General features: G+C 36.9%; 18 protein-coding genes and 3 pseudogenes. 8 read left to right on the forward strand and 13 right to left on the reverse strand.

What is annotated here, in order from left to right; genetic code table 11:
* Nucleotides 1-119 precede the first annotated feature (119 nt).
* Nucleotides 120-683 carry a hypothetical protein gene (locus N4G44_RS14340; protein WP_474927876.1) on the forward strand — a complete coding sequence of 188 codons (564 nt, stop codon included), beginning with the start codon at nt 120-122 and terminating at the stop codon, nt 681-683.
* Between the two features lie 151 nt (nt 684-834).
* Here the strand turns inward: N4G44_RS14340 and N4G44_RS14345 are convergent, their stop codons facing one another.
* Both N4G44_RS14345 and N4G44_RS14350 read right to left on the reverse strand, forming a co-directional pair.
* The gene (locus N4G44_RS14345) at nt 835-1,941 is read right to left on the reverse strand and encodes an ATP-binding cassette domain-containing protein (protein WP_474927877.1); all 1,107 of its coding nucleotides are present in this window, start codon (nt 1,939-1,941) and stop codon (nt 835-837) included.
* A gap of 5 nt (nt 1,942-1,946) precedes the next feature.
* Nucleotides 1,947-2,426, reverse strand: a complete 480-nt coding sequence (locus tag N4G44_RS14350) for an ATP-binding cassette domain-containing protein (RefSeq protein ID WP_474927878.1) — start codon at nt 2,424-2,426, stop codon at nt 1,947-1,949.
* Nucleotides 2,427-2,831: 405 nt separating this feature from the next.
* On the opposite strand from N4G44_RS14350, the gene N4G44_RS14355 reads away from it, so the two are divergent.
* The 6 genes and pseudogenes from N4G44_RS14355 (at nt 2,832) to N4G44_RS14380 (ending at nt 7,866) form a co-directional block, all read left to right on the forward strand.
* Nucleotides 2,832-3,386, forward strand: a complete 555-nt coding sequence (locus tag N4G44_RS14355) for a phosphoribosyltransferase (RefSeq protein WP_474927880.1) — start codon at nt 2,832-2,834, stop codon at nt 3,384-3,386.
* A 125-nt stretch (nt 3,387-3,511) separates the two neighbouring features.
* Complete coding sequence (locus tag N4G44_RS14360; protein WP_474927883.1) at nt 3,512-4,090, forward strand: adenylate kinase; 579 nt, start codon at nt 3,512-3,514, stop codon at nt 4,088-4,090.
* 65 nt (nt 4,091-4,155) lie between these two features.
* A pseudogene (gene obgE, locus N4G44_RS14365) lies at nt 4,156-5,138 on the forward strand (GTPase ObgE).
* Nucleotide 5,139: 1 nt separating this feature from the next.
* Nucleotides 5,140-5,694: a hypothetical protein gene (locus N4G44_RS14370; protein WP_474927885.1), complete on the forward strand. Its 555-nt coding sequence runs from the start codon at nt 5,140-5,142 to the stop codon at nt 5,692-5,694.
* A gap of 301 nt (nt 5,695-5,995) precedes the next feature.
* Nucleotides 5,996-6,484: a DUF6438 domain-containing protein gene (locus N4G44_RS14375; protein ID WP_474927887.1), complete on the forward strand. Its 489-nt coding sequence runs from the start codon at nt 5,996-5,998 to the stop codon at nt 6,482-6,484.
* An 86-nt stretch (nt 6,485-6,570) separates the two neighbouring features.
* Complete coding sequence (locus tag N4G44_RS14380) at nt 6,571-7,866, forward strand: DEAD/DEAH box helicase (protein ID WP_474927888.1); 1,296 nt, start codon at nt 6,571-6,573, stop codon at nt 7,864-7,866.
* 183 nt (nt 7,867-8,049) lie between these two features.
* Here N4G44_RS14380 and N4G44_RS14385 read toward each other — a convergent pair whose 3' ends face one another.
* From N4G44_RS14385 to N4G44_RS14420, 8 genes and pseudogenes are all read right to left on the reverse strand, one after another.
* On the reverse strand, nt 8,050-8,886 hold the full coding sequence (locus tag N4G44_RS14385) for a hypothetical protein (protein WP_474927889.1): 837 nt from the start codon (nt 8,884-8,886) through the stop codon (nt 8,050-8,052).
* A gap of 278 nt (nt 8,887-9,164) precedes the next feature.
* Nucleotides 9,165-9,928 (reverse strand): annotated as a pseudogene (locus N4G44_RS14390) (TatD family hydrolase).
* A gap of 4 nt (nt 9,929-9,932) precedes the next feature.
* Nucleotides 9,933-10,460 carry a DUF4269 domain-containing protein gene (locus tag N4G44_RS14395; protein WP_474927891.1) on the reverse strand — a complete coding sequence of 176 codons (528 nt, stop codon included), beginning with the start codon at nt 10,458-10,460 and terminating at the stop codon, nt 9,933-9,935.
* A pseudogene (locus N4G44_RS14400) lies at nt 10,453-11,411 on the reverse strand (GSCFA domain-containing protein). Before N4G44_RS14400 ends, N4G44_RS14395 begins: the two are co-directional and overlap by 8 nt.
* An 89-nt stretch (nt 11,412-11,500) precedes the next feature.
* Nucleotides 11,501-12,472, reverse strand: coding sequence for a polyprenyl synthetase family protein (locus N4G44_RS14405; RefSeq protein WP_040998754.1), 972 nt, complete (start codon nt 12,470-12,472; stop codon nt 11,501-11,503).
* Between the two features lie 103 nt (nt 12,473-12,575).
* On the reverse strand, nt 12,576-13,718 hold the full coding sequence (locus N4G44_RS14410) for an inorganic phosphate transporter (RefSeq protein ID WP_474927894.1): 1,143 nt from the start codon (nt 13,716-13,718) through the stop codon (nt 12,576-12,578).
* A 20-nt stretch (nt 13,719-13,738) separates the two neighbouring features.
* Nucleotides 13,739-14,377: a DUF47 domain-containing protein gene (locus N4G44_RS14415; RefSeq protein WP_474927895.1), complete on the reverse strand. Its 639-nt coding sequence runs from the start codon at nt 14,375-14,377 to the stop codon at nt 13,739-13,741.
* A gap of 151 nt (nt 14,378-14,528) precedes the next feature.
* The gene (locus tag N4G44_RS14420) at nt 14,529-16,223 is read right to left on the reverse strand and encodes a DEAD/DEAH box helicase (protein WP_474927896.1); all 1,695 of its coding nucleotides are present in this window, start codon (nt 16,221-16,223) and stop codon (nt 14,529-14,531) included.
* A 478-nt stretch (nt 16,224-16,701) separates the two neighbouring features.
* Between N4G44_RS14420 and N4G44_RS14425 the strand changes: the two genes are divergently transcribed.
* Nucleotides 16,702-17,364 (forward strand): DUF2461 domain-containing protein, encoded by a 663-nt coding sequence (locus N4G44_RS14425; RefSeq protein ID WP_474927899.1) that lies wholly within the window; start codon nt 16,702-16,704, stop codon nt 17,362-17,364.
* Between the two features lie 157 nt (nt 17,365-17,521).
* Here the strand turns inward: N4G44_RS14425 and N4G44_RS14430 are convergent, their stop codons facing one another.
* The 3 genes from N4G44_RS14430 to N4G44_RS14440 all read right to left on the reverse strand — a co-directional run bounded on the left by N4G44_RS14430 (nt 17,522) and on the right by N4G44_RS14440 (nt 21,603).
* Nucleotides 17,522-18,580, reverse strand: coding sequence for a diphosphomevalonate decarboxylase (locus tag N4G44_RS14430; protein WP_474927901.1), 1,059 nt, complete (start codon nt 18,578-18,580; stop codon nt 17,522-17,524).
* Nucleotides 18,581-18,823: 243 nt separating this feature from the next.
* Nucleotides 18,824-20,593 carry an AMP-dependent synthetase/ligase gene (locus N4G44_RS14435; RefSeq protein WP_474927904.1) on the reverse strand — a complete coding sequence of 590 codons (1,770 nt, stop codon included), beginning with the start codon at nt 20,591-20,593 and terminating at the stop codon, nt 18,824-18,826.
* Complete coding sequence (locus tag N4G44_RS14440; RefSeq protein WP_474927906.1) at nt 20,590-21,603, reverse strand: NAD-dependent epimerase/dehydratase family protein; 1,014 nt, start codon at nt 21,601-21,603, stop codon at nt 20,590-20,592. The genes N4G44_RS14435 and N4G44_RS14440 overlap by 4 nt, the downstream gene beginning before the upstream one ends.
* Nucleotides 21,604-21,683: the final 80 nt, after the last annotated feature.

The raw sequence follows: 21,683 nt of genomic DNA on the forward strand, positions 1-21,683 counted from the left end.
CATGTCAAATACTTTTAATCTATTGAATCATTTTTAAAGTAAACTCTTTAATTTATCCACATTCAGCATAAAATTATTTTATATTTGACCACGATAAACATAATAAAAACACTAACAAAATGAATAAAAAATTAAAAATTCTTTCAACGTTATTCTTACTCTTAACATTATTTTTAAATGCTCAAAATAAGACTGTTGACTATTTAAATATTCCCGGCCCAATCAAGCTTGATAATAAAATCTATAATTTAGTATGGAGTTCCCATCCAAATGAAAATTATTATAAGCAGGAATATCTGAGCTCTAATGAGAAAATTGAAAAATACAATACATTAGCTTTAATTGAATTTGTAGAAGGAGATTTCAATCTTAAAGATATAATTGATCAAAAAGTCAATGAGCATGAAAATATGAAACAGACAAATCCGATTGTCAATTACAAAATATATGAAAATAATGATGAATATATTTTGGACTTTCTTGTCAGCGAAAATTCACAAGATGGAAAGGAAATATTAATTGCCGAAAGAAATGTATACAGATATAAACTTATTACAAACAATAAAACTAAGGGAGTTATGCTTTTCGCCATAAGTGAAAGAGGGTATGAAGAAAATATGGAGAAATTTTTCAATGCTCTGAAAAACGAGTCTTCAAAACTAATAGAAACTGTTGGCAATTAGAAACTGCCAGACATTAAGACAAAATAATATACAAAACTTCATTCCATATAAATCCAACTATTTTTAAATTAAAAGTCTAAATTTTATATGGAATGAAGATCAATACATTTTTATATCAGAAAAATTTAAATCTCAATAAATAGTGTTTTCATCATTGACTTAAAATAATCTCTCTTTCCACTCCAACCTCCTTCACAAAGGTTTTATCATGTGAAATCACCAGCAGTGTTCCTTTATACTCTTTAATTGAAGTTGTCAGAATCTCCACATTCTGCAGATCCAGATTATTTGTCGGTTCATCCAGAATAATCATATCAGGTGCTTTACTGCTGATGGAAAGTCCACACAGCAAAAGCCTCAGACGTTCTCCTCCGCTCAACATTCCACACTTTTTGTCCCAGGTATCCTTACCAAACAAAAATCTGGACAATAAGGTTTTCACTTCGGATTCCGGCATTGCACCGTCATTAAACTGCTGAACAAAATGATAAACACTGATTTCATGATTAATCAGGGAATATTCCTGGTCTACATATATTGTATTAAACTCTGACCTCGTTATTTTTCCTTCGGATGGATTTATATTTCCCAATAGCAGATTGATAAGCGTTGTTTTTCCTGAACCATTGGAGCCTTTGACAGAAATTCGGTCTCCGCTCCTGATCTCAATACTTATATTTTCACTCCAAAGATTTTCATCCTTATATTTGAAATTAATACCTTCCGCATTGATCAGGATTTTCCCAAAATGTAAATTGGAATCATTAAAACTGGCTTTCATCTGATCAGCATTTTTCAACGAAGAACGCAGCTCCCGCAGATCTCCTGAAATACCGCTTATTTTTTCAGCATGAATATCTTTCAACCTGGAAGTATTTTTCTCTGCATTATTCTTTAGGGTATTCATCATAATTCTTGCAACGCCGGATTTTTCCTGTTTCTGCTTTCCTCTTGCATCCAGCTTTTGCTTTCGTTCTATCGTTTCCCTTTCTTTTTCTTTTGCTTTCTTCAAAGCTCTTTCCTTGGCATGAATATCATTGTACAATGCCTCCTGCTCTACTTCTTTCTGTTCAGTATAAAAATCATAATTTCCGCCATAGGCAGAGATTCCCTGATTGCTTAATTCAAATAGGGTGTCAACAAGATTCAGTAACCGTCTGTCGTGGCTCACAACGACAACTGTTGAATTGGTTTTTTCAATAAAATCATACAGCAGTTTCCTGCCTTCCAGATCAAGATGATTCGTAGGCTCATCCATTATGATTATATCCGGCTGATTGATCTGAATCCCTGCCAGAAAAACTTTTGTTTTCTGCCCCCGCTGAGGGTTTCCAGTTTCTGGTCCAGTTCCAGATCTTCAAGTTTCCAGTAATTCAGCGCATTGCGGCAACGTTCCTCTATGTCCCAGTCATCATTTAAAATATCAAAATATACTTCATCCACTTCACCATTTGTGATCTTTTGAAGAGCATTCAGTTTTTGGTCGATGGCAAGACATTCTGCTACAGTAAAATGATTAAAGTTCCCGAACATCTGTGGAACAAAGTACAGATCACCTTTAATAGTAACAGTCCCTTCTGAGGGTTGAATTTCCTGAGCCATGATTTTCAGTAGTGTAGATTTCCCAATACCGTTGCTACCGGCTAATGCAGATTTTGTATGGGGTTGTAAACTTAAATTGACCGAATGGAAAAGGAGATTTCCTCCCGGAAACCCAAAGGATATATTTTGCAGTAAAATCATTATTTCTTTCTTGTGTAATAGTTAGACATCAGCAACACATCGGTTACTGTTTGGTAAATCGGAAAGAAACTAAATCCTACATGCTCGTATTATGGGTTTGGAGCAACAAAGATAGCAAATTATTAATTATTCATTTTTTTCAAATAAAAAAAATAAAATCTTCATATAAAAAATGAATGCAAATGTCAGGAAAACCAATATTTCTATAACAATAAAAATTCTTGGAAATAGTATTTTCTATGCGAAAAATGCCTGCAATACTAAGTTTTCCGGAAATTGCTTCACAGAATCATCGTGAATTATGTCAGGATATTATTTTTAAACCATATGTTTATTAAATCCGGAATAAAAGTAGAAAAGATTTTAATCAAAAATCCTTAACTTTGCCGACTACTAAAATTTTTTATGGAAAGCATTAAAGTTCACGACAAAACTTTCGTTCCTTATCTGAAGGACGCCGAAATTCAGGAAATTGTAAAAGAAACAGCTTTAAGAATTTATGAAGATTACAAGGATGAAGTCCCTGTTTTCATAGGTGTTCTGAACGGAGTAATCATGTTCTTCTCAGACCTTCTGAAATATTATCCGGGCGAATGCGAGATTGCTTTCATCCAAATGAGCTCGTATGTAGGAACAGAATCTACAGGGATTGTATACCAGAAAATGGAACTGACTAAAGATGTAAAAGACCGTCACATCATCCTTGTGGAAGATATTGTAGATACGGGAAATACAGTGGAAAGCCTGTTCAAATACTTCACAGAAACTCAGCGTCCGAAATCTGTAAAACTGGCTTCATTCTTACTAAAGCCTGACGTTTACAAAAAAGATTTCAAGCTGGATTATATCGGAAAAGAAATTCCGAACAAATTTGTTCTTGGGTATGGTCTTGATTATGATGAATTGGGAAGAAATCTTCCAAATCTGTATCAGCTGGAAGAAGGACAGATCAACCATTAATTACTGCTATTAGCTTTTGGCTACTAGCCATTAGCTTTAAATATTAAATCGAAATAAAGTAAATATTAACTAAAAAAGCTAAAGGCTGAAAGCTTATCGCTCAAAGCTGCAAGCGAATCAACATTATGATAAACATTGTTCTGTTCGGCCCTCCAGGAAGTGGAAAAGGAACACAAGCTCAAAACCTGATCGAAAAATTCAATTTAAAACAGATTTCAACAGGTGATCTTTTCAGATACAACATGAAAAATGATACGGAGCTTGGAAAACTGGCTAAGTCTTATATCGATAAGGGAGAACTGGTTCCTGATCAGGTAACAACGGATATGCTGATCGATGAGCTCAGAAAACCAACGGATACCAACGGATTTATCTTTGACGGCTACCCAAGAACAACTGCACAGACGCAGGCACTGGAAAAAATTGTTGAAGAAGAACTGAATGACAAGATCGATATCTGCCTTTCCTTAGTGGTAGAAGACAAAATTTTAGTGGAAAGACTTCTGAAAAGAGGTGAAACCAGCGGAAGATCTGATGACAGCAATGTAGAGATCATTGAAAACAGAATTAAAGAATATTATACGAAAACAGCAGAAGTAGCTGAACTTTACAAGCAACAGGGAAAATATGTTGAAGTAAACGGCGTAGGAGAAATTGATGAAATTTCCCAAAAACTTTTTGCTGAAGTAGAAAAAATAAAATAATCGGGATACGGGATACGGGATGTCAGTTTTTGGCCCCGTAACCAGCAGCCCGCAACACAAACTATATGTCTAACTTTGTAGATTACGTAAAGATCCATTGTAAAAGCGGACACGGAGGTGCTGGTTCTGCACACCTTCGCCGTGAAAAATATATTCCTAAAGGGGTCCTGACGGAGGCGACGGCGGTCGTGGCGGACACGTCATCATGAGAGGAAATGCTCAGGAATGGACTTTACTTCCACTCCGATACACCCGCCACATCAAAGCGGAACGTGGTGAAAACGGAGCTAAAAACCAGCTGACCGGTGCCGACGGTGCTGATATTTATATCGATGTTCCAATCGGGACCATTGCTAAAAATGAAGATGGAGAAATTATCGGCGAAATCCTTGAAGACAAGCAGGAGATCATTTTAATGCAGGGAGGAAAAGGTGGAAAAGGGAACGAACATTTCAAATCATCTACCAATCAGACTCCAAGATACGCACAGCCGGGAATGGATGGCGAGGAAGGCTACGTTGTATTCGAGCTTAAAATTTTGGCCGATGTAGGTTTGGTTGGCTTTCCAAATGCCGGAAAATCTACCCTTCTTGCCTCAGTTTCTGCGGCAAAACCGAAGATTGCCAATTATGCATTTACAACCCTGACTCCCAATCTTGGGATTGTGGATTACAGAAATTACAAATCATTTGTAATGGCAGATATTCCGGGAATCATTGAAGGTGCTGCTGAAGGAAAAGGTTTGGGACACAGGTTTTTAAGACATATTGAAAGAAATTCCATCTTATTATTCTTAATTCCGGCTGATTCTGAAAGCCATTTCCAGGAGTTTAAAATTCTGGAAAATGAATTGAAGGAATACAATCCTGAACTTCTGGATAAAGATTTCATTGTTTCTATTTCAAAATCCGACCTTCTGGATGATGAGCTGAAAAAGGAAATCTCTAAAGAATTCCCGGAAAACAGACAGCCGCTATTTTTCTCCGGCGTCACCGGAGAAGGCCTCGTAGAACTGAAAGACGCAGTCTGGAAAAAACTTCACGGATAAGATGATACACTCATTAAAAAAAATAACAGCACCCGCTGTTATTTTTGTTTCATTTCTTCTGCCTGCCCTGACATACGCACAGGACAGCGATTCATCTTTGGAACCATCCAAAATAAATGAACCGGCGCCTTTAAGTGATAAGGCGTTTTTTAGGTACGAATTTAATAAAAGGTTAAAATACAGATTTACTTACGATAAAGCTACAGATCAGGGCACAACTCGTGAGATGAGTGAAGACATCCAGTATTTTGTGAGTGATGCCGATTTATCTGTCCTGTATTTTAACAACAGCAGAAATGGAGTTATTTATAATTTAAACAAGGAAACCAACCCTGTTCTTCCTGTTTTGATCAAAGATGAAAAGAAAGATATTAGACCCGGAAATTTTGACTATTTCAAAGGTGATATTTCTTTAGAATCCGAAATTGCCGATATCAGAAAAAGAAAAAACCGAAAACAGACCAGATTCTGGAGCTGGTTGAAAAGAAAGCAGACAATGATCTGGTTCATTATACCTATAATCTTATCCGTAATGATAAAGGAAGAACGAATTTAGGAATCATTGAGCTGGACATTACCAACAGTGACCAAGGTTTCAACAATAATATCCTGTATGACATGGAACCGTTGTTCTTCAAAAATAAAATAACCTTTGACAAAGGCGAAATAAAAAGCTATTCCTATTACAATAAGGACAAAAAAAGAGCAAAGTATTATGAATCAATGGATATAGAATCTGTTCTTTTAAGATTATCATTTACCAAAGGCTGTTGTGTTTCATCGCTGGAATAATCAACAACGCCTGAACAGTTTCCGTTTGGAATAATTCTTGAAAGAAATCAGGAAAATCATCCGTTATGAAATATATACTCAGTCTTTGCGCATTTATATTCTTATTTTCCTGTACTACACAGAAAACCGATTCAAAATATTCTAAAATTGAATATGAGGCAGGTCCGTGCTTCGGCTCATGTCCCATTTTTAAATTGACGATCAACTCTGATAGGACAGCTCTACTTGAGGCTGAACATTTCAACTTTTCCAAAGATTTTTCAAAAGGGGAATTTTCCAAACCCCGCGAAGGGACTTTTAAAGGAACAATCAAAGAAGCGGATTACAACAAACTGGTCTCTCTGCTAAACAGTCTTGACGTTAAAAACCTGAAAGACAATTACGGAACAAGAAACGTAACAGATCTTCCTACTTCATATCTGAGAATTAATTTTACAGACGGAACTTCCAAAAATGTAGAAGATTATGGCAAAAACGGAAGTGAAAAGCTGAAAGAAGTCTATACATTCATTGAAGAACTGAGACACAACCAACAGTGGACAAAGGTAAAATAATCCGTTTAAAAATATTTAAACTACCTTTGTATCTTATAATTCCTTCACATTGAGGGAATTTTACTTTAAATTAAAAAAACATTCATTTGAATTTTACAGAACTAAACTTAATAGAACCTATTGCCAAAGCAATTCAGGAACAGGGATATACCAACCCAACGCCCATTCAGGAGAGATCTATCCCTGAAATCCTAAAAGGAAGTGACTTTTTAGGATGCGCACAGACAGGAACAGGAAAAACAGCGGCGTTTGCAATTCCTATTCTTCAGAACTTATCAAAAAGCAAAACCAAAAATAATCATATAAAAGCCCTGATCTTAACGCCGACAAGAGAACTTGCCATCCAGATCGAGGAAAACATCAATGCATACGGAAAATATCTTCCGCTTAAGCAACTTGTAATTTTCGGAGGTGTAAAGCAGGGAAATCAGGAAGCAGCCTTAAGAAAAGGTGTTGATATCCTGGTAGCAACTCCTGGAAGACTGCTGGATTTTATCGCCCAGGGAATTATCAGCTTAAAGAATCTGGAGATCTTTGTCCTTGACGAGGCAGACAGAATGCTTGATATGGGTTTCGTACATGATGTAAAAAGAATCATCAAGCTTCTTCCGCAGAGAAGACAGACTTTGTTCTTTTCAGCAACAATGCCTTCTGAAATTCAGAAACTGGCGGACTCCATTTTAAATAATCCTGTAAAGGTAGAAGTTACTCCTGTTTCTTCCACCGCAGAAACGATCAAACAATCCGTTTACTTTGTTGAGAAAGATAATAAACTGAACCTTCTTTCTCATATCCTTAAAAATGATATTGCAGATTCGGTGCTTGTATTTTCAAGAACGAAGCACGGTGCCGACAAAATTGCCAGAAAGCTTCAGAAAGATAATATCTCAGCAGAAGCCATTCACGGGAACAAATCTCAGAATGCAAGACAGAATGCCCTGAATAATTTTAAGTCAGGAAAAACAAGGATTCTGGTGGCCACAGACATCGCTGCAAGAGGAATTGATATTGATGAGCTTAAATACGTTATTAACTTCGAACTTTCCGACGTTTCCGAAACATATGTTCACAGAATCGGAAGAACGGGAAGAGCCGGAGCAGAGGGGTCTTCAATTTCTTTTGTAGATGGCCTTGATCTCCTGAACTTAAGAAATACGGAAAAACTGATTGGGAAGAAAATTCCTGTGGTAAAGGACCACCCTTTCCATACCGATAATCTGGTAGCGCAGAAAAGGGACTCCAATAACAAGCCTATGGCAGCTGGCAGCGAAAGAAGACCTTCGAGATCTCCAAAACCTCAGAATAACAATAAGCCGGCTAGCAGTACACCTACTACAGGATTTAAGAAACCTAAGAATAAAAATTTCACCAGAAAAAAATAAGAAAAAGCTTCTCAATGAGAAGCTTTTTAATGTGTATTCGCAAAACTCAAAAGGGTATTTTATTTTCAATATATTTCAGCAGGTATTCTTTTGAGTTTCCTGAACTTTTTCCTTCCGGATCATATTTACATTAAATTAATCCAGGACTTTCCAATTCCCTTTTAACTGAAAAGCAGTACCCAATTATACTAAAAGGAAGGCAAGCGGCCAGATAAGTTGTCGGAAAAAATTGTCCTGAAAGCTAATCCCAAAATACAGATACTTTTCCAGCACGAAACCAAGCATGACAAAAAATACAATATAAGCCGAAAAATAAAATACTTCATTTATGTTTTTAGCATAAAAGGACAAGAAAATAGCAGCCGCCAGAAAAAACAGCATGACCAGTTTATTACTCTGTCCCTGAAGGTTCAGCGGATTATACTGCAAAATATAATCGAGATTCTTAGCAGGAAGGAAAATGGTCACAAGAAGTATTGCTACAGTAATCAGAAAAGTTAGTACTGTTTTTATCTGAAGGGTTTGATTAGCAGCCAGAAAGGGTTTCAACAAAAATATGATCAAGGGAATAACAGCTACACTTCTGGTTAAGAATAAAACGCCAAGGCAGACTCCTAATAGTACAGGCTTTTGAAAATAATTATCTTTAAATTTACTGTGCCAGAAAAGAATAAATGCAGCCGAAAATATAAAAGAGGAAATAAAATCACTCTTGCAAACCGCTTCGTAGATGTATGACAAAGATATTCCCAACATCAGTATTGCTGTAAACCTTATCAGATTACTTTTAAATTCCTGCAGAATTGCCCCGGCAAACAACAAAAAAGCCATCACCTGAACATATCCAAGATTTCCTAAAATATATGATGGAAGAGACAGCAGAAGCTGCCCCGGAAGATAAGAGGATAAATTCCCCATGAAATTACGTTTGGCATAAATATATTCGCCATGAATCCAATAATCCATTGAAAAATCCAGAGTCTGCCAGCGGTCTATATTCATTTTATACGGATCTTTCATGATATGACATAACACAATATAGAAAACAGTAAAAGCACCCAACAGCAGATAAACAGATTTTTTGTTCAGATTTTTTACTAAAAACTGGTTTTTTCTAAAAAAAATATTGAAAGATGTACAGCAGTAAAACCAATGATCAGAATACTAATCGGAACCACTGACTGCCTGATCCCATATTTTGTAAGAAATAAAAAATTAATTACAAAATAAATGATGAATAGCATCAAACTGATTGTGCTATATTTTGCAAAACTTAAATTTTTATTCATCTGAAAAATTTAATTGCTGAAAATTTTCTTTGCGTTTTCTGTAGTAATTTTATCGATCTCGGAAAAGTCTTTACCATAAATATCCACCAGTTTTCCAGCTACCAGATCAAGATAGGAGCTTTCATTTCTTTTTCCTCTATGTGGAACCGGGGCAAGATAGGGAGAATCTGTCTCCAGAACGATCTTCTCCAAAGAAATTTCTTCCAGAAACTGATCTATTTTTCCATTCTTAAAGGTCACCACCCCTCCTATTCCTAATATAAAATTGAGATCAATCGCATGTTTAGCTTGTTCCAGATCTCCTGAAAAACAATGAAAAATTCCGCGGAGTTTCGGATGTTTTTTCTTTCCAATACTTCAAATGTTTCATCAAAGCTCTCTCTTGTATGGATCACAATAGGAAGATCCATTGCTATGGCCCAGTCGATTTGCTGCTCAAAAGCTTTTACCTGGATATCAAGCGTTGTCTTATCCCAATAAAGATCGATACCGATCTCCCCTATTGCAGGAAAATCCCTCTGATCAAGATAATTTTTAACAATTTCCAGCTCTTTTTCCCATGATTCCGGTTTTACATAGCATGGATGAAGCCCCATCATAGAAAAGATCTGTCCGGGATATTCGGTTTCCAGCCGAAGCATTTTTTCATGTGATTCCGAATCGATGGCAGGAAGATAGAATTTTGTAATTCCTTTATCCAACGCCCGCTGGATCGCTTCTTTTCTGTCTTCATCAAATTCTTCTGCGTATAAATGGGTATGTGTATCAATCATTTTCTTAAAATTTTAACAGATCTTTATACGGGTTTTTCAAGTCCATTAATAAACCGAACGCCGGCTCGGTCTTGATTCCTTGTTTTTTAAGTTCTATTATTTTATGTTTAAAATCTTCTCCTTTCTCTTTTAATATTCTGTATTCCGCCATCATATGCCGGTAGGCATTCTGAGCGAGTACCGGTTTGTTCTGCCCGAAAATCTCTATTGGAAATTCTTCCAGCATAAAATTCAGAACAATACTTTTTTCTCCTTCTATGATAGTGTTTTCAACTTTTACATCTGCGTCTGCAGGTATTAACCGGCTGAACATGATATCATCCAGAAAATCTTCTTCAAAACGAAGATCTACTTCGCAAATAATGTCCAGATCACTGCTTTCAATATCAATCCCGATAGGAACGGTTCCTGCCAGCACCGGAGAATAGGGCTTCAGTTTCTCAAAAACCTTATGCTTTGTAAGGACTTCATATGCTCTTTTCTGTCTTTCATTTCCGGACTGAAGATATTCAAGAGTAGTGAAATCAATCATCTGAAAATATTTTATGCCTTACTTTCCCCCTCTGAATTTCAATCCTCTGGCTTAATTTTTCTCTGAACTCAATATATTTCGGATCTTTTTCATCATCCGTCCTGTGTTGCAGTGCTTTATTGATCTTAAAATTTTCTTTGATAAAACTTTTCGTCTCCTCTGAAAAATAGGCTTCACCGAATTTATCAAAGATATAGCTGACCGCCTGAGAAGTAGGATGAATCATATCTTCCTTATAAAAACGGTAATCACGCAGATCATCCATCAGTATTTCATAAACAGGAAGATAATGGCAATTTTCCAGTTGTGAAACAGTTTCATGAACTGCTGTGATCAGCTTGGATTTACTCAATTGGTTCTCAACCATCCCGTCTTTTGTGTGCCGGACCGGTGAAACGGTAAACAAGATCTGCACATCATCCCGGCAGATATCTTTCAGGTTTAAAACCGTATTGTAAATGGAATCTGTAAGCTCCTGATGAGAAAGCAGTCTTTTTTCAAAAAACTTCTGAGGAATTTTATGACAGTTCGCTGCCAGCTTTTTTTCGGGATAAATTCATAAATAAATGAAGTTCCGTAAGTAATAATGACCCAGCCTGCATCCTGAAGAAAACTGTTTCCCTCCTCAATGCCGGCATTGATTGCATCCAGGGTCTGGTGGATGTATCTTCTGTCGAAGCTGCTGTGATGATCCAGAGAGATAAATTCATCGTTAAAAGTGATCAGCTCATCTTCTGTATAAAATTCTGAATCATGGAGCCTTTTAACAGCATTACTGATCGAAAAGGGATTAAAAATAGTTCCAAAAGGGTTATTCACGGTCTGAAGCTGTCCCTGTCTCAGCAGATCTGTCATTTCCGAAGCAAAACAAGAGCCTATTGAAAATATTTTATCTTCAACATCGATCTTTTTCTCCGACTTGGGAATGTCAACTTCAGTTCTGAATTTCATTTTCTTAGGTAGCAGATGACAGATAACAGGTGGCAGGTAGCGCACGTTCTTTGAAACCTGCAACCTGCTACCTTTTACCTACAATCTTATTAGCTCTCTCTTCTCAACAGATAATTAGCCAGTTCTATAAAAGGTTTTTTCTTTTCTTCAGGAATATTGATCTTTTCCAGGTAGCTCTGTCCTATTTCGTTATGTTTTTCGATCAGGCGCAATGCTTTCTCATCCACTTTGGTTCTTCTGAAGATTTTTTCAACACCGTATACTTTGTCGATGTTGTCTGTTTTTTTACTATACCAGTGGTCCAGTTCTTTTCTTTCTTCTTCTGTAGCATGTTCTCTCGCTAAAAGATAAAGAACGGTTTTTTTGTTTTCATAAATATCTCCGGCATGCTTTTTACCAAACTGGGCCTGATCTCCAAATACATCCAGATAATCATCCATAATCTGGAAAGCAATACCAATATGTTTTCCGAAATTGAAGATCGCTTTGGCATCTTTAAAATTGGCTTTGGCAATAAGCGCTCCTATCTCAAAGGAAGAGGCACTTAAAACCCCTGTTTTATAGGTAATCATTCGGATGTAATCATCATAGGTAACATCCTCCTGAGTTTCAAAATTGATGTCGTACTGCTGTCCTTCACACAAAAGAAGTCCTGTATGCGTAAAGATCCTGATACATGCCTTGAAAATTTCGGGCTCAAGATCTTCAAAAAATTTATAGGCTTTAAGCATTAATCCGTCTCCGGAAAGGATTCCAACATTAATCCCATGAAGGGTATGAATGGTAGGTTTATTTCTTCTTAGCGGGGCTTCATCCATAATATCGTCATGGATCAGGGTGAAATTATGGAAAAATTCAATAGCCAGCGCCGGCTTTATTGCCTGTTTAAGATCTCCTCCGAACAGGTCACAGGCCATCAGTACCATAATAGGACGAAGACGTTTTCCACCGTGGGAAATGATGTAGTTCATAGGATCATAAAGTTCCGCAGGCTTGTCTTTAAAAGTATACTTCGTGATGGCGTCAGCAACGATCTGCTGGTATCTGTCTAAAAATTCCATAAAATCTTTTAATTTGAACAAAAATACAATTTTTCAGGGCTTTATAAAACAAAAAACTTTGCCCGGAAGGACAAAGTTTATATGATATATTCTACGGTTTAAATTAAGTCAGAAAAGTTACAATTAGATAAGTAACTCCTGCTACAATAGCTGAAATAGGAATGGTAAGTACCCATGCCCAAAGAAGGCTTACTGTAATTCCCCATCTTACGGCAGAAACTCTTTTCGTCAAACCAACCCCAATAATAGAACCTGTGATCGTATGGGTAGTAGATACAGGAATACCGAAGTGGTCCGTAATGAATAATGTAATAGCTCCCGCTGTTTCAGCACTTACTCCCTCAAGAGAAGTTACCTTCGTAATTTTGGTTCCCATCGTTTTGATGATCTTCCACCCTCCGCTCATGGTACCTAAACCGATGGCTAAGAAAGAAACTAACGGAACCCAAAGGTAATGTTCTGCAAAATAATCAAAACGTCCTGCAGAAGGAATATTAAGGTATACAGGGTCCTGCAGCATTTCTACGTGATAGTAGATCAAAGCCGCTCCAATGATTCCCATTACTTTCTGGGCGTCATTCAGACCGTGTCCCAAGCTGAATAAAGCTGATGAAGCCAGCTGTAGTCTTTTGAAAGACTGATCTGCCTTATGCGGATTGGATTTTTTGTATAAATGAACGATGATCAATGTAATAATGATCGAAATGATCATCCCTATTATCGGAGCCATAAAAATGAACAGGAAAATAGGAATTACTTTGTCAAATTTCACAACGCTTTGTGTCGTTACCTGATGAAAGGCATGTTTACAGGTTTCTATGAAACCTAAATTGGGTTGTGCTGCTGCTATATCATGGTAATCCATCATGAAGGCATGCATTAGCGCTGCCCCTAAAAACCCTCCGATCAGGGTATGGGATGATGAGGAAGGAATTCCAAACCACCAGGTTAGAAGGTTCCACGCAATGGCAGCTACAAGACCGGAAAATATAACTTCAAGGTTGATAAAATTCTCATTAACCGTCTTTGCAATGGTATTACCAATTTTAAATTCGCCGATGATGTATGCGGCGATAAAAAAAGCGGCAAAGTTCCATAGTGCTGCCCAAAGTACCGCCTGAAAAGGGGTTAAAACCTTGGTAGAAACAATGGTTGCAATTGAATTGGCTGCGTCATGAAAACCATTGATATAGTCGAAAATTAAAGCTAACGCAATAATAACCGTAAGTAAAATCGGAAATTCCATTTCTGTGAGTTATAATTGTATTAAGCGTATTTAATCATGATGTTCTCAATCGTGTTGGCAACATCTTCTGCTTTATCAGTTACTACTTCAAGATAATTAAGTACGGATGAAACTTTGATAATGTTGATGGCATCATTGGTTTCAAAAAGATCCACCATTGAGTTGGAAAGCAGGTCGTCTGCAATGTTTTCAATAGAGTTTACTTTGATACATGCTTCTTTTACCTGGTCCATATTTTTGAAACCTTTCAGGTTTTTCATCGCATTCTGGATCTCAAGACAAGCTTTGTGGATCAGTAATGAAAAATCTGAATAAGCCTTCATTTCAGGCGATTTGTATAGGAAGATGTATTTTGTGGAAGCGTAGATATAATCTGCGATATCATCAAGGCCGGTTGCCAGGGTATGAATATCTTCACGGTCGAACGGTGTAATGAAGTTTTTTCCTAATTCAACAAAGATCTCATGGGTAAGTTCATCATTTTTGTGCTCATAGTCGCTCATTTTTTTCAACATGGTGTCGTCATTAAGATCGAAATCTTTGATTCCATTGTTAAAGTCTTCAGACATTGCAACTAGGTTCTCCGTTACTTTTTCAAAAAGTACAAAGAAAATTTTATCTTTTGGTTGAAAAGCGTGGAAAATATTACCAATTCCCATTTTTATGTATTTATAATTTGAGTGCAAATTTCCTAAAAAAGGATTTGCCCTGAAACAATATAACATTAAGTTTTGTTAACATTCGATTATCACCTGATTATCAAGCAAAAAAACCGACTAAAAGCCGGTTTTTTATGTTTATGGAGATGCCTTAGTTTGCTACTTCAGCTCTCATTTCTTTCCCTCTGAACTTCATTGAAGGAATATTGCTCATTACATTTTCCTGGAAAGATTTTTCCACTTCAAAGAAAGAGAATTTCTCTAAAATTTCAATGTCACCGATTTCCGCTCTTTTTTTGCTTTTTCCGGCGGTAGCTTTATTGATGATATCTAAAACATCAAGCTTTTTCAACTGGTCTTTTTTCCCTAAGTTGAAGAAGAACCTTACCATGTTCTCATCCTTTCTTCTAGGTTTTCCGCCACGCTCTCTGTCTCTGCTTCTTCCATCGCGGTCTCTTCCTCTGTCCCTGTCTCTGTCACGACCTCTGTCTCTTCTGGAATAATCATCATCTCTGCTGCTTAGTTTCTGCTCGATAAGATCATGCTTGTCTTTGTAATAAAGAGCAAGATCTTTCAGCTGGAACTGCAATAGTTTATGAACCAGTTCTTCTTTGGTGAACGCGCTCAGATCCGGGATCAGGCTGTCATCAAATTCGAAAATATCTTCTTCGTGTTCTGTAAATAATTTTTCGAAAACACCTCCTACCTGAGCTTTGATAATATCATTACCGGTTGGTATTGTTTTCTCTGTGATCTCAATTTTCGTTGCAGATTTGATCTGTTTCAGCTTTCTGCTTTCTTCAGGCTTAATCAGCGCCATTGAAACCCCGTCTTTTCCAGCTCTACCGGTTCTTCCGCTTCTGTGAACGAATACTTCCGGATCATCAGGTAAAGAATAGTGGATCACGTGTGTTAAAGAGTTTACATCCAATCCTCTTGCTGCAACGTCTGTCGCTACAAGAATATCAATGTTTTTCAGTCTGAATTTCTTCATTACCGTATCTCTCTGCGCCTGGGAAAGGTCACCGTGAAGCGCATCAGCTGCATAACCATTCTGCATTAAGAAATCTGCCACTTCCTGAGTTTCCATTCTTGTTCTGCAGAAAAGAATAGAATACTGGTTTGGATTGGCATCAATTAATCTCTTAAGAGCTTCTTTTTTCTGACGGTATCCTACCACATAGTATTCATGCTTAATGTTCTTCTTAACCTCGTTAATAGAACCTACAGAAATACGGTGTGGGTTGGTAAGATAGTTTTTGGAAATTCTTTCCACTTCTTTATTCATCGTAGCCGAGAATAAGAAAGTCTGCTTTGTATCCGGCGTTTCGCTCAGAATTGTTTCCAATTCATCTTTGAAACCCATAGAAAGCATTTCATCAGCTTCGTCTAAAACTAACCAATGAATAGCCGAAAAATCAAGTGCTTTTCTGTTGATAAGGTCGATTACTCTTCCCGGAGTACCTACAATAATTTGCGGCTTATCCTTTAAAGAGCGAATCTGATCCATAATACTGCTTCCACCGTAAACCGCTGTGGTTTTGATGTCTCTCATGTACTTGGAGTAATTTTTTATGTCTTTAGAAATCTGAAGACATAATTCCCGTGTCGGACAAAGCACCAATAATTGGATTTTGCGACTCGTATCGTCAATCATATCCAAAATCGGAAGCGAAAACGCTGCTGTTTTGCCTGTCCCTGTCTGCGCAAGTGCGATCAAGTCGCGAATATCTGAAAGAATGAAAGGGATAGTCTGTTTTTGGATTTCTGTCGGGCTTTCGTAGCCCAGTTCGCCAATTGCCTTAAGAATGTCAGGACTTAAATTGGACTCCGTAAATAAATTCATTAAATATTTTAAAATTTTTGCAAAGATACAACAAATATTTGATTTGTTTTTGAATAAAGTTTTAAATATGTAAACTTTAATTCAGAATCCTCTAATATATTTTTAATTTTTTAAAAATTAAATCCAAAAAAACAGGCCTCGCGTTAAAAAGATGTTAAACATTATTTTTTTTATTAAATTGGATTGATTTTTTCGCTATTATTTATGAATTTTCAAAAATAGCATGATTCAACATAAAATTTTCATTTTAAAACGTTTGATTTTATAAACTTACACGCCCCCTATTATTACTGGATTTATCGGCTATTTCTAACTCCAGACTGTGTATGATAAAAGCTCTGCTTCCAGGTTATTTAAAATAAAAAATATGTTCCACATTTTTAATACATTTCACAATATATTATATTTTTGGTCAGCATAAGTTTATTTTTTAACTTGGTTAAATAAATTAAAAACACACCTATTAAATTTTAAAAACATGAATACGATAAAGCCGGAAACCCTGAAATTTTTACAAAATCTTACAATTAATAATAACCGTGATTGGTTTAATGATAACAAAGCCGCTTACACGGAAGCTCAGGAAAACGTAATTGCCTTCCTGGACGGTTTGATCAAAGAAATGTCAGGTTTTGATGAGGAACTGGGGAAAATTGACGGCAAAAAAACATTATTCAGGATTTACAGAGATACACGGTTTTCAAAAGACAAATCACCCTATAAAACTAACTTCGGAGCCTCTCTGGGAATGGGTAAAGGCAGCCAGAAAGGAGGCTATTACCTTCATCTGGAACCGGGAAAATCTTTCCTAGCGGGTGGTATTTACATGCCAGAATCTTCCGTCCTGAAAGAAGTAAGAAAAGAAATTTCTTTGTACGGTGAGGATTTTCTTAAAATTATTAATCAGAAAGATTTTAAAAAACACTTTCCAGAACTTGATCAGGATGATAAACTGAAAAAAATTCCTCAGGGATTTGAAAAGGAAGATCCAATGGGTGAATATCTGAAACTAAAGAATTTTATTGTGGTATATTCCCTGAAAGATGAAGAAATCCTTGACAAAAATGCTATAAAAAACCTAACGAAAATCTTTAAACTGATGAAACCGTTCAATGATTTCCTGAATGCTCCTTTTCAGTAAAACATTCAACATTTTGAACTAAAAAGATCATTACAGAAGTTTTTCTTAAACTGACTTTTTAACTTAAAGCTCAAAAGAATCTGCGTGATCTGCTAAATCTGCGAGAGTTTTTCGTTCGCAGATTTAGCAGATCACGCAGGTGTTTGTGTTATATTTTTTAAAATATCATTACATCCTTCACTACTCCGTTTTTCTGGGTGTGCTGAAGTAATTCTGTTTCGATGAATGCTTTGATCTTATCTTCGGATCCGTTGTTGGGGAACAGAAGATGAACATTGGCTCCGGCGTCCAGCGTGAAGAACAACGGCAGGCCAGTTTCTTTTCTAAAATCCCAGATTTTATTGATTACCTCCAGTGTTCCGGTTTTCATCAGGATAAAGGCAGGATCACTCATCATCATCATGGCATGAAGGGTAAGTGCCTCATGTTCTACCAATTTGATAAATTCTTCCAGGTTGCCGTTTTTTAGAATTTCCTTCATGGGAAAAAAGTTTTCTCTTGCTTCCTGAAATCTCCTTTCCGCGTACGGATTGGTATTCATCAGGCCATGTCCTACGGTTGAGGATACACTTTTCTGCCCTTCATGAATTAATAAAACCCAGTCATTAAAGTTTTTAAATATTTCATGAATTTCATTATCGGGATATTTCACAGCAAACAGATCTGAGCTTCCTTCTACCTCATCCGACACTCCCCACACTACAAGCCCGTTATACAAACTTCTGCAGGCACTTCCACTCCCCAATCTGGCCAGAAATGAGGCTTTTCTTAATGATTCTTCCTCAGATGATTTCCCTGAAAAGGTTTCATCCAGCTTCATCAGGCACTTTGCAATGGCTCCAAACCCGGAAGCAGAACTTGCAATCCCGGAACTGTGCGGAAAGGTATTTTCTGTTCTGATGATATATTTTCCCTTCAGAATCCATGGAAGGTACTGCTCAATATTTTTAAAGTACTTTTCTATTTTTTCAGCAAATTTCGTCTCTTCATTGCCTGCCAGGAAAGTTTGTACAGAAAAAGCTTCATTGGCAAAAAACTCTATAGATGTATTGGTTTTGCAATGGTTTAAAGTAAAACTGATGCTTGGGTTTGCAGGGATCTGACCGGCATATTTACCCCAATATTTAATCAGGGCGATATTGGAAGGACAGCTGTCTGAAACTGTCTGATTATTAATGGTAAAATTTTGTTTTCCCAGAAATTCTTGTGTTGTCATAATCTGATTTAAAATAATAAAACTCTTTTTTTAACCACAAAAGCTACAAAAGAATCTTAACACTTTAGTTATTTTAAGTTTAAATAAAGCTACATATTAAAGACCACTCCAGCTTCCGAAAATCTTTGATTTTCATTTTATGTGAACTTTTTATTTTCAAAACATTAAAACTTTTCAACTTAAGGGCTCTAAAGTTTTTCAATAAAAAGCTTTTGTATCTTTTGTGGTTGATCCAGCTCTATTTTAATACATTTTCTCTATAATATCTGCATATTTTTTAAGAACCACATTTCTCTTGACTTTCAGTGTCGGAGTTATTTCTCCGGTATTGATATCAAACTCTGCAGGCATTAATGTGAACTTTTTCACTTTCTCATAATCTGCAAGATGAACCTGTAATTCTTTAATTTTGTCCTTATACAAAGCAATAATCTTCTCGTCTTTCATTGCTTCTTCCCAATTGGTAAAAGGAATATTGTTTTTTTGGATAAAATCCTGCAGAAACTCAAAATTCGGAACGATAAGCGCGGAAACAAACTGTCTTCCCTCTGCCACAAGCATGATCTGCTGGATAAAGTTATTATTCGTAAGCAAATTCTCGATCTGCTGCGGTGCCACATACTTCCCGTTGGAGGTTTTCATCAAATCTTTGATCCTGTCCGTGATAATCAGGTTGCCTTTATCATCGAATTTTCCTGCATCTCCGGTTTTGAACCATCCGTCTTCTGTAAAGACTTTCTGTGTTTCTTCAGGCTTGTTGTAATATCCTTTCATAATGCCGTTTCCTTTAGCCTGAATCTCATCACCTTCACCAATACGGATTTCTACGCCAGGTAAAGGTTTTCCGCTTGTTCCATGCTCAAAATGGGTCAATGGGAAAAGGGTCAGTGTAGCGGTTGTTTCAGTCAGTCCGTATCCTACTGTGATGTGAATTCCCACTGAATCAAAGAATTTGGTAACTTCCGGCGAAAGCGATGCTCCTCCACAAGGTAAAAACCACAGTCTGCCGCCCATTCTTTCTTTAATTTTACTGAAAACCAGCATATCTGCAACGGATTCCTTCAGTTTCAAACCAAAAGGAACCGGTTTTTCATTTCTTCTAAGCTCTGCAGTCTGCCAGCCTGTTGCCAACGCCCAATCGAAGATCTTTTTCTTTAGTGAAGAACCTTCTTCTGCTTTTTCCAGAACTCCGGCATATACTTTCTGAAAAAATCTCGGTACAGCACACATTGTGGTAGGTTTTACTTCTTCCAGCGCTTTGGCAATATTTTTAGGATCCTCCAGGAAATATACTCTTGCACCACCATACAGGCAAAGCAAACTCCAGCTTCTTTCAAAGACATGGCTTAATGGAAGGAAGGCCAGCGACAGTTCTTCTTCAAAGTTCTTAAATTTAAAAAACTCAAAATGGGAATCGAAAGCTTTGATAAAATTTCCATGGGTAAGCATAACGCCTTTAGGAGTTCCCGTTGTTCCGGAAGTATAGATCAGGGTAGCTGTATCGTCATATTCTTTTTTACAGATTTCCAGCTTGGGAGATGATTTGGCAATGAAATCTTCCAGATAAAAACTGTTGAATTCTTTTTTGATCCAAACCGATTTTTTAGAAACAATAATGGTTTCCAGCCCGCTTTCTTCTTTCTGTAAAATTTCCAGACAGGCATCATACTGTTCCTGGCTGCCGACAAGTACAGCTTTTGCCGAAGAATCACTGATGATATATTCTGCCTGCTCTGCATTATTGGTAGAATATACAGGTACAGTAATGGCACCAATTGCCATTGAAGCAAGATCAACAGTCATCCATTCGGAAGAGTTATCTGAGTAAATGGCTACTTTATCATTTTCCTGAATTCCTGCATTTTTCAGTGCATTTGCTGTTTTAAAAACGATCTCACCGAATTTTTTCCAGCTCAGCTCTTTCCAGACTTCATCTTTCTTTTTAAAGCCTATTGCTGATTTTACCGGATGTTTTTCTACATTTTTAAGGATTATTGCTGCTGCAAGATTCATGAATTCAGCTTTTTGTCGTTAATATAATTTTTAAGATGAAAATCAACACTTTCTTTTAAAGGAATAAACTGATAATCAAGCTCTTTTTTAATTTTCTGATTGGAAATGGTATTGAGTGATGATATGGCTTCAATATTTGATTTTGTAATGATTCTCAACTTTGGAATCAGCCAGCCGAAAAGAATATTGGCCAACCGCCCCAGATTCAACTGAAATCTTGTAAGGACTTTCGCATCTTTCAGTCCAAGCCGGGACCTGATCTGTTTTCCAAGATCTGCATATCTTTTATTTTCGGAAATCAGAATAAACCGTTCCCCGAAAGCATTTTTCTCCATCAGCTGAATGGAAATCTGTGCAACGTCCCTAACATCTACATAACTGGTTCCACCGGAAAAGGTAAAGCTATTATTTTCAAAAGTAGGAAATATATCACCACTGCTTTGGCCCCAGTTTCCACTTCCGATGATCATTCCGGGATTCACGATGATGGTATTCAGACCTTCCGCAGAAGCTCTCCACACCTCCATTTCAGCAAGATGTTTAGAAATGGCATAGGCAGAATGTTCTTCTTTGGGATTAAACTCTGAATTTTCGTCTAATTCTCCTTTTTCATTAAAAATATCCAGAACAGCAATGGTACTTACATGAAGAAATTTTTTCACTCCCGAACCTTCACAGGCAAACAGCAGATTTTCAGTACCTTTCACATTGGTATGGTACATTTCTTTTTCGTCATGGGGATGGAAACCTACTTTTGCGGCACAGTGATACACCTCATCTACATCTTTTAACGCCTCCTGAAGAGCATCAATATCATCAAAATCTACATCTACCCAATCGATCTTGTTAAAAAAATCATCAGGATTCTCTGTATAGAAGCCGTAAGAATGCCTTACATCGTTTAAATTGCTGCCCGGTCTTTTGGAGGCACGAACGTTTTTCCCTTTTTTCAGAAGTTCCAAAACAATCACCCTTCCCAGGATTCCGGTTGCACCCGTTACAAAAATCATTAATTATGTACTTGATTGCTGACTAAAATATGACAATATTTTCTATCCGGCAATTCTTCATTTCCCCTGTAAAGTTTATA

The sequence above is a fragment of the Chryseobacterium sp. GTID13 genome (genome assembly GCF_056172655.1).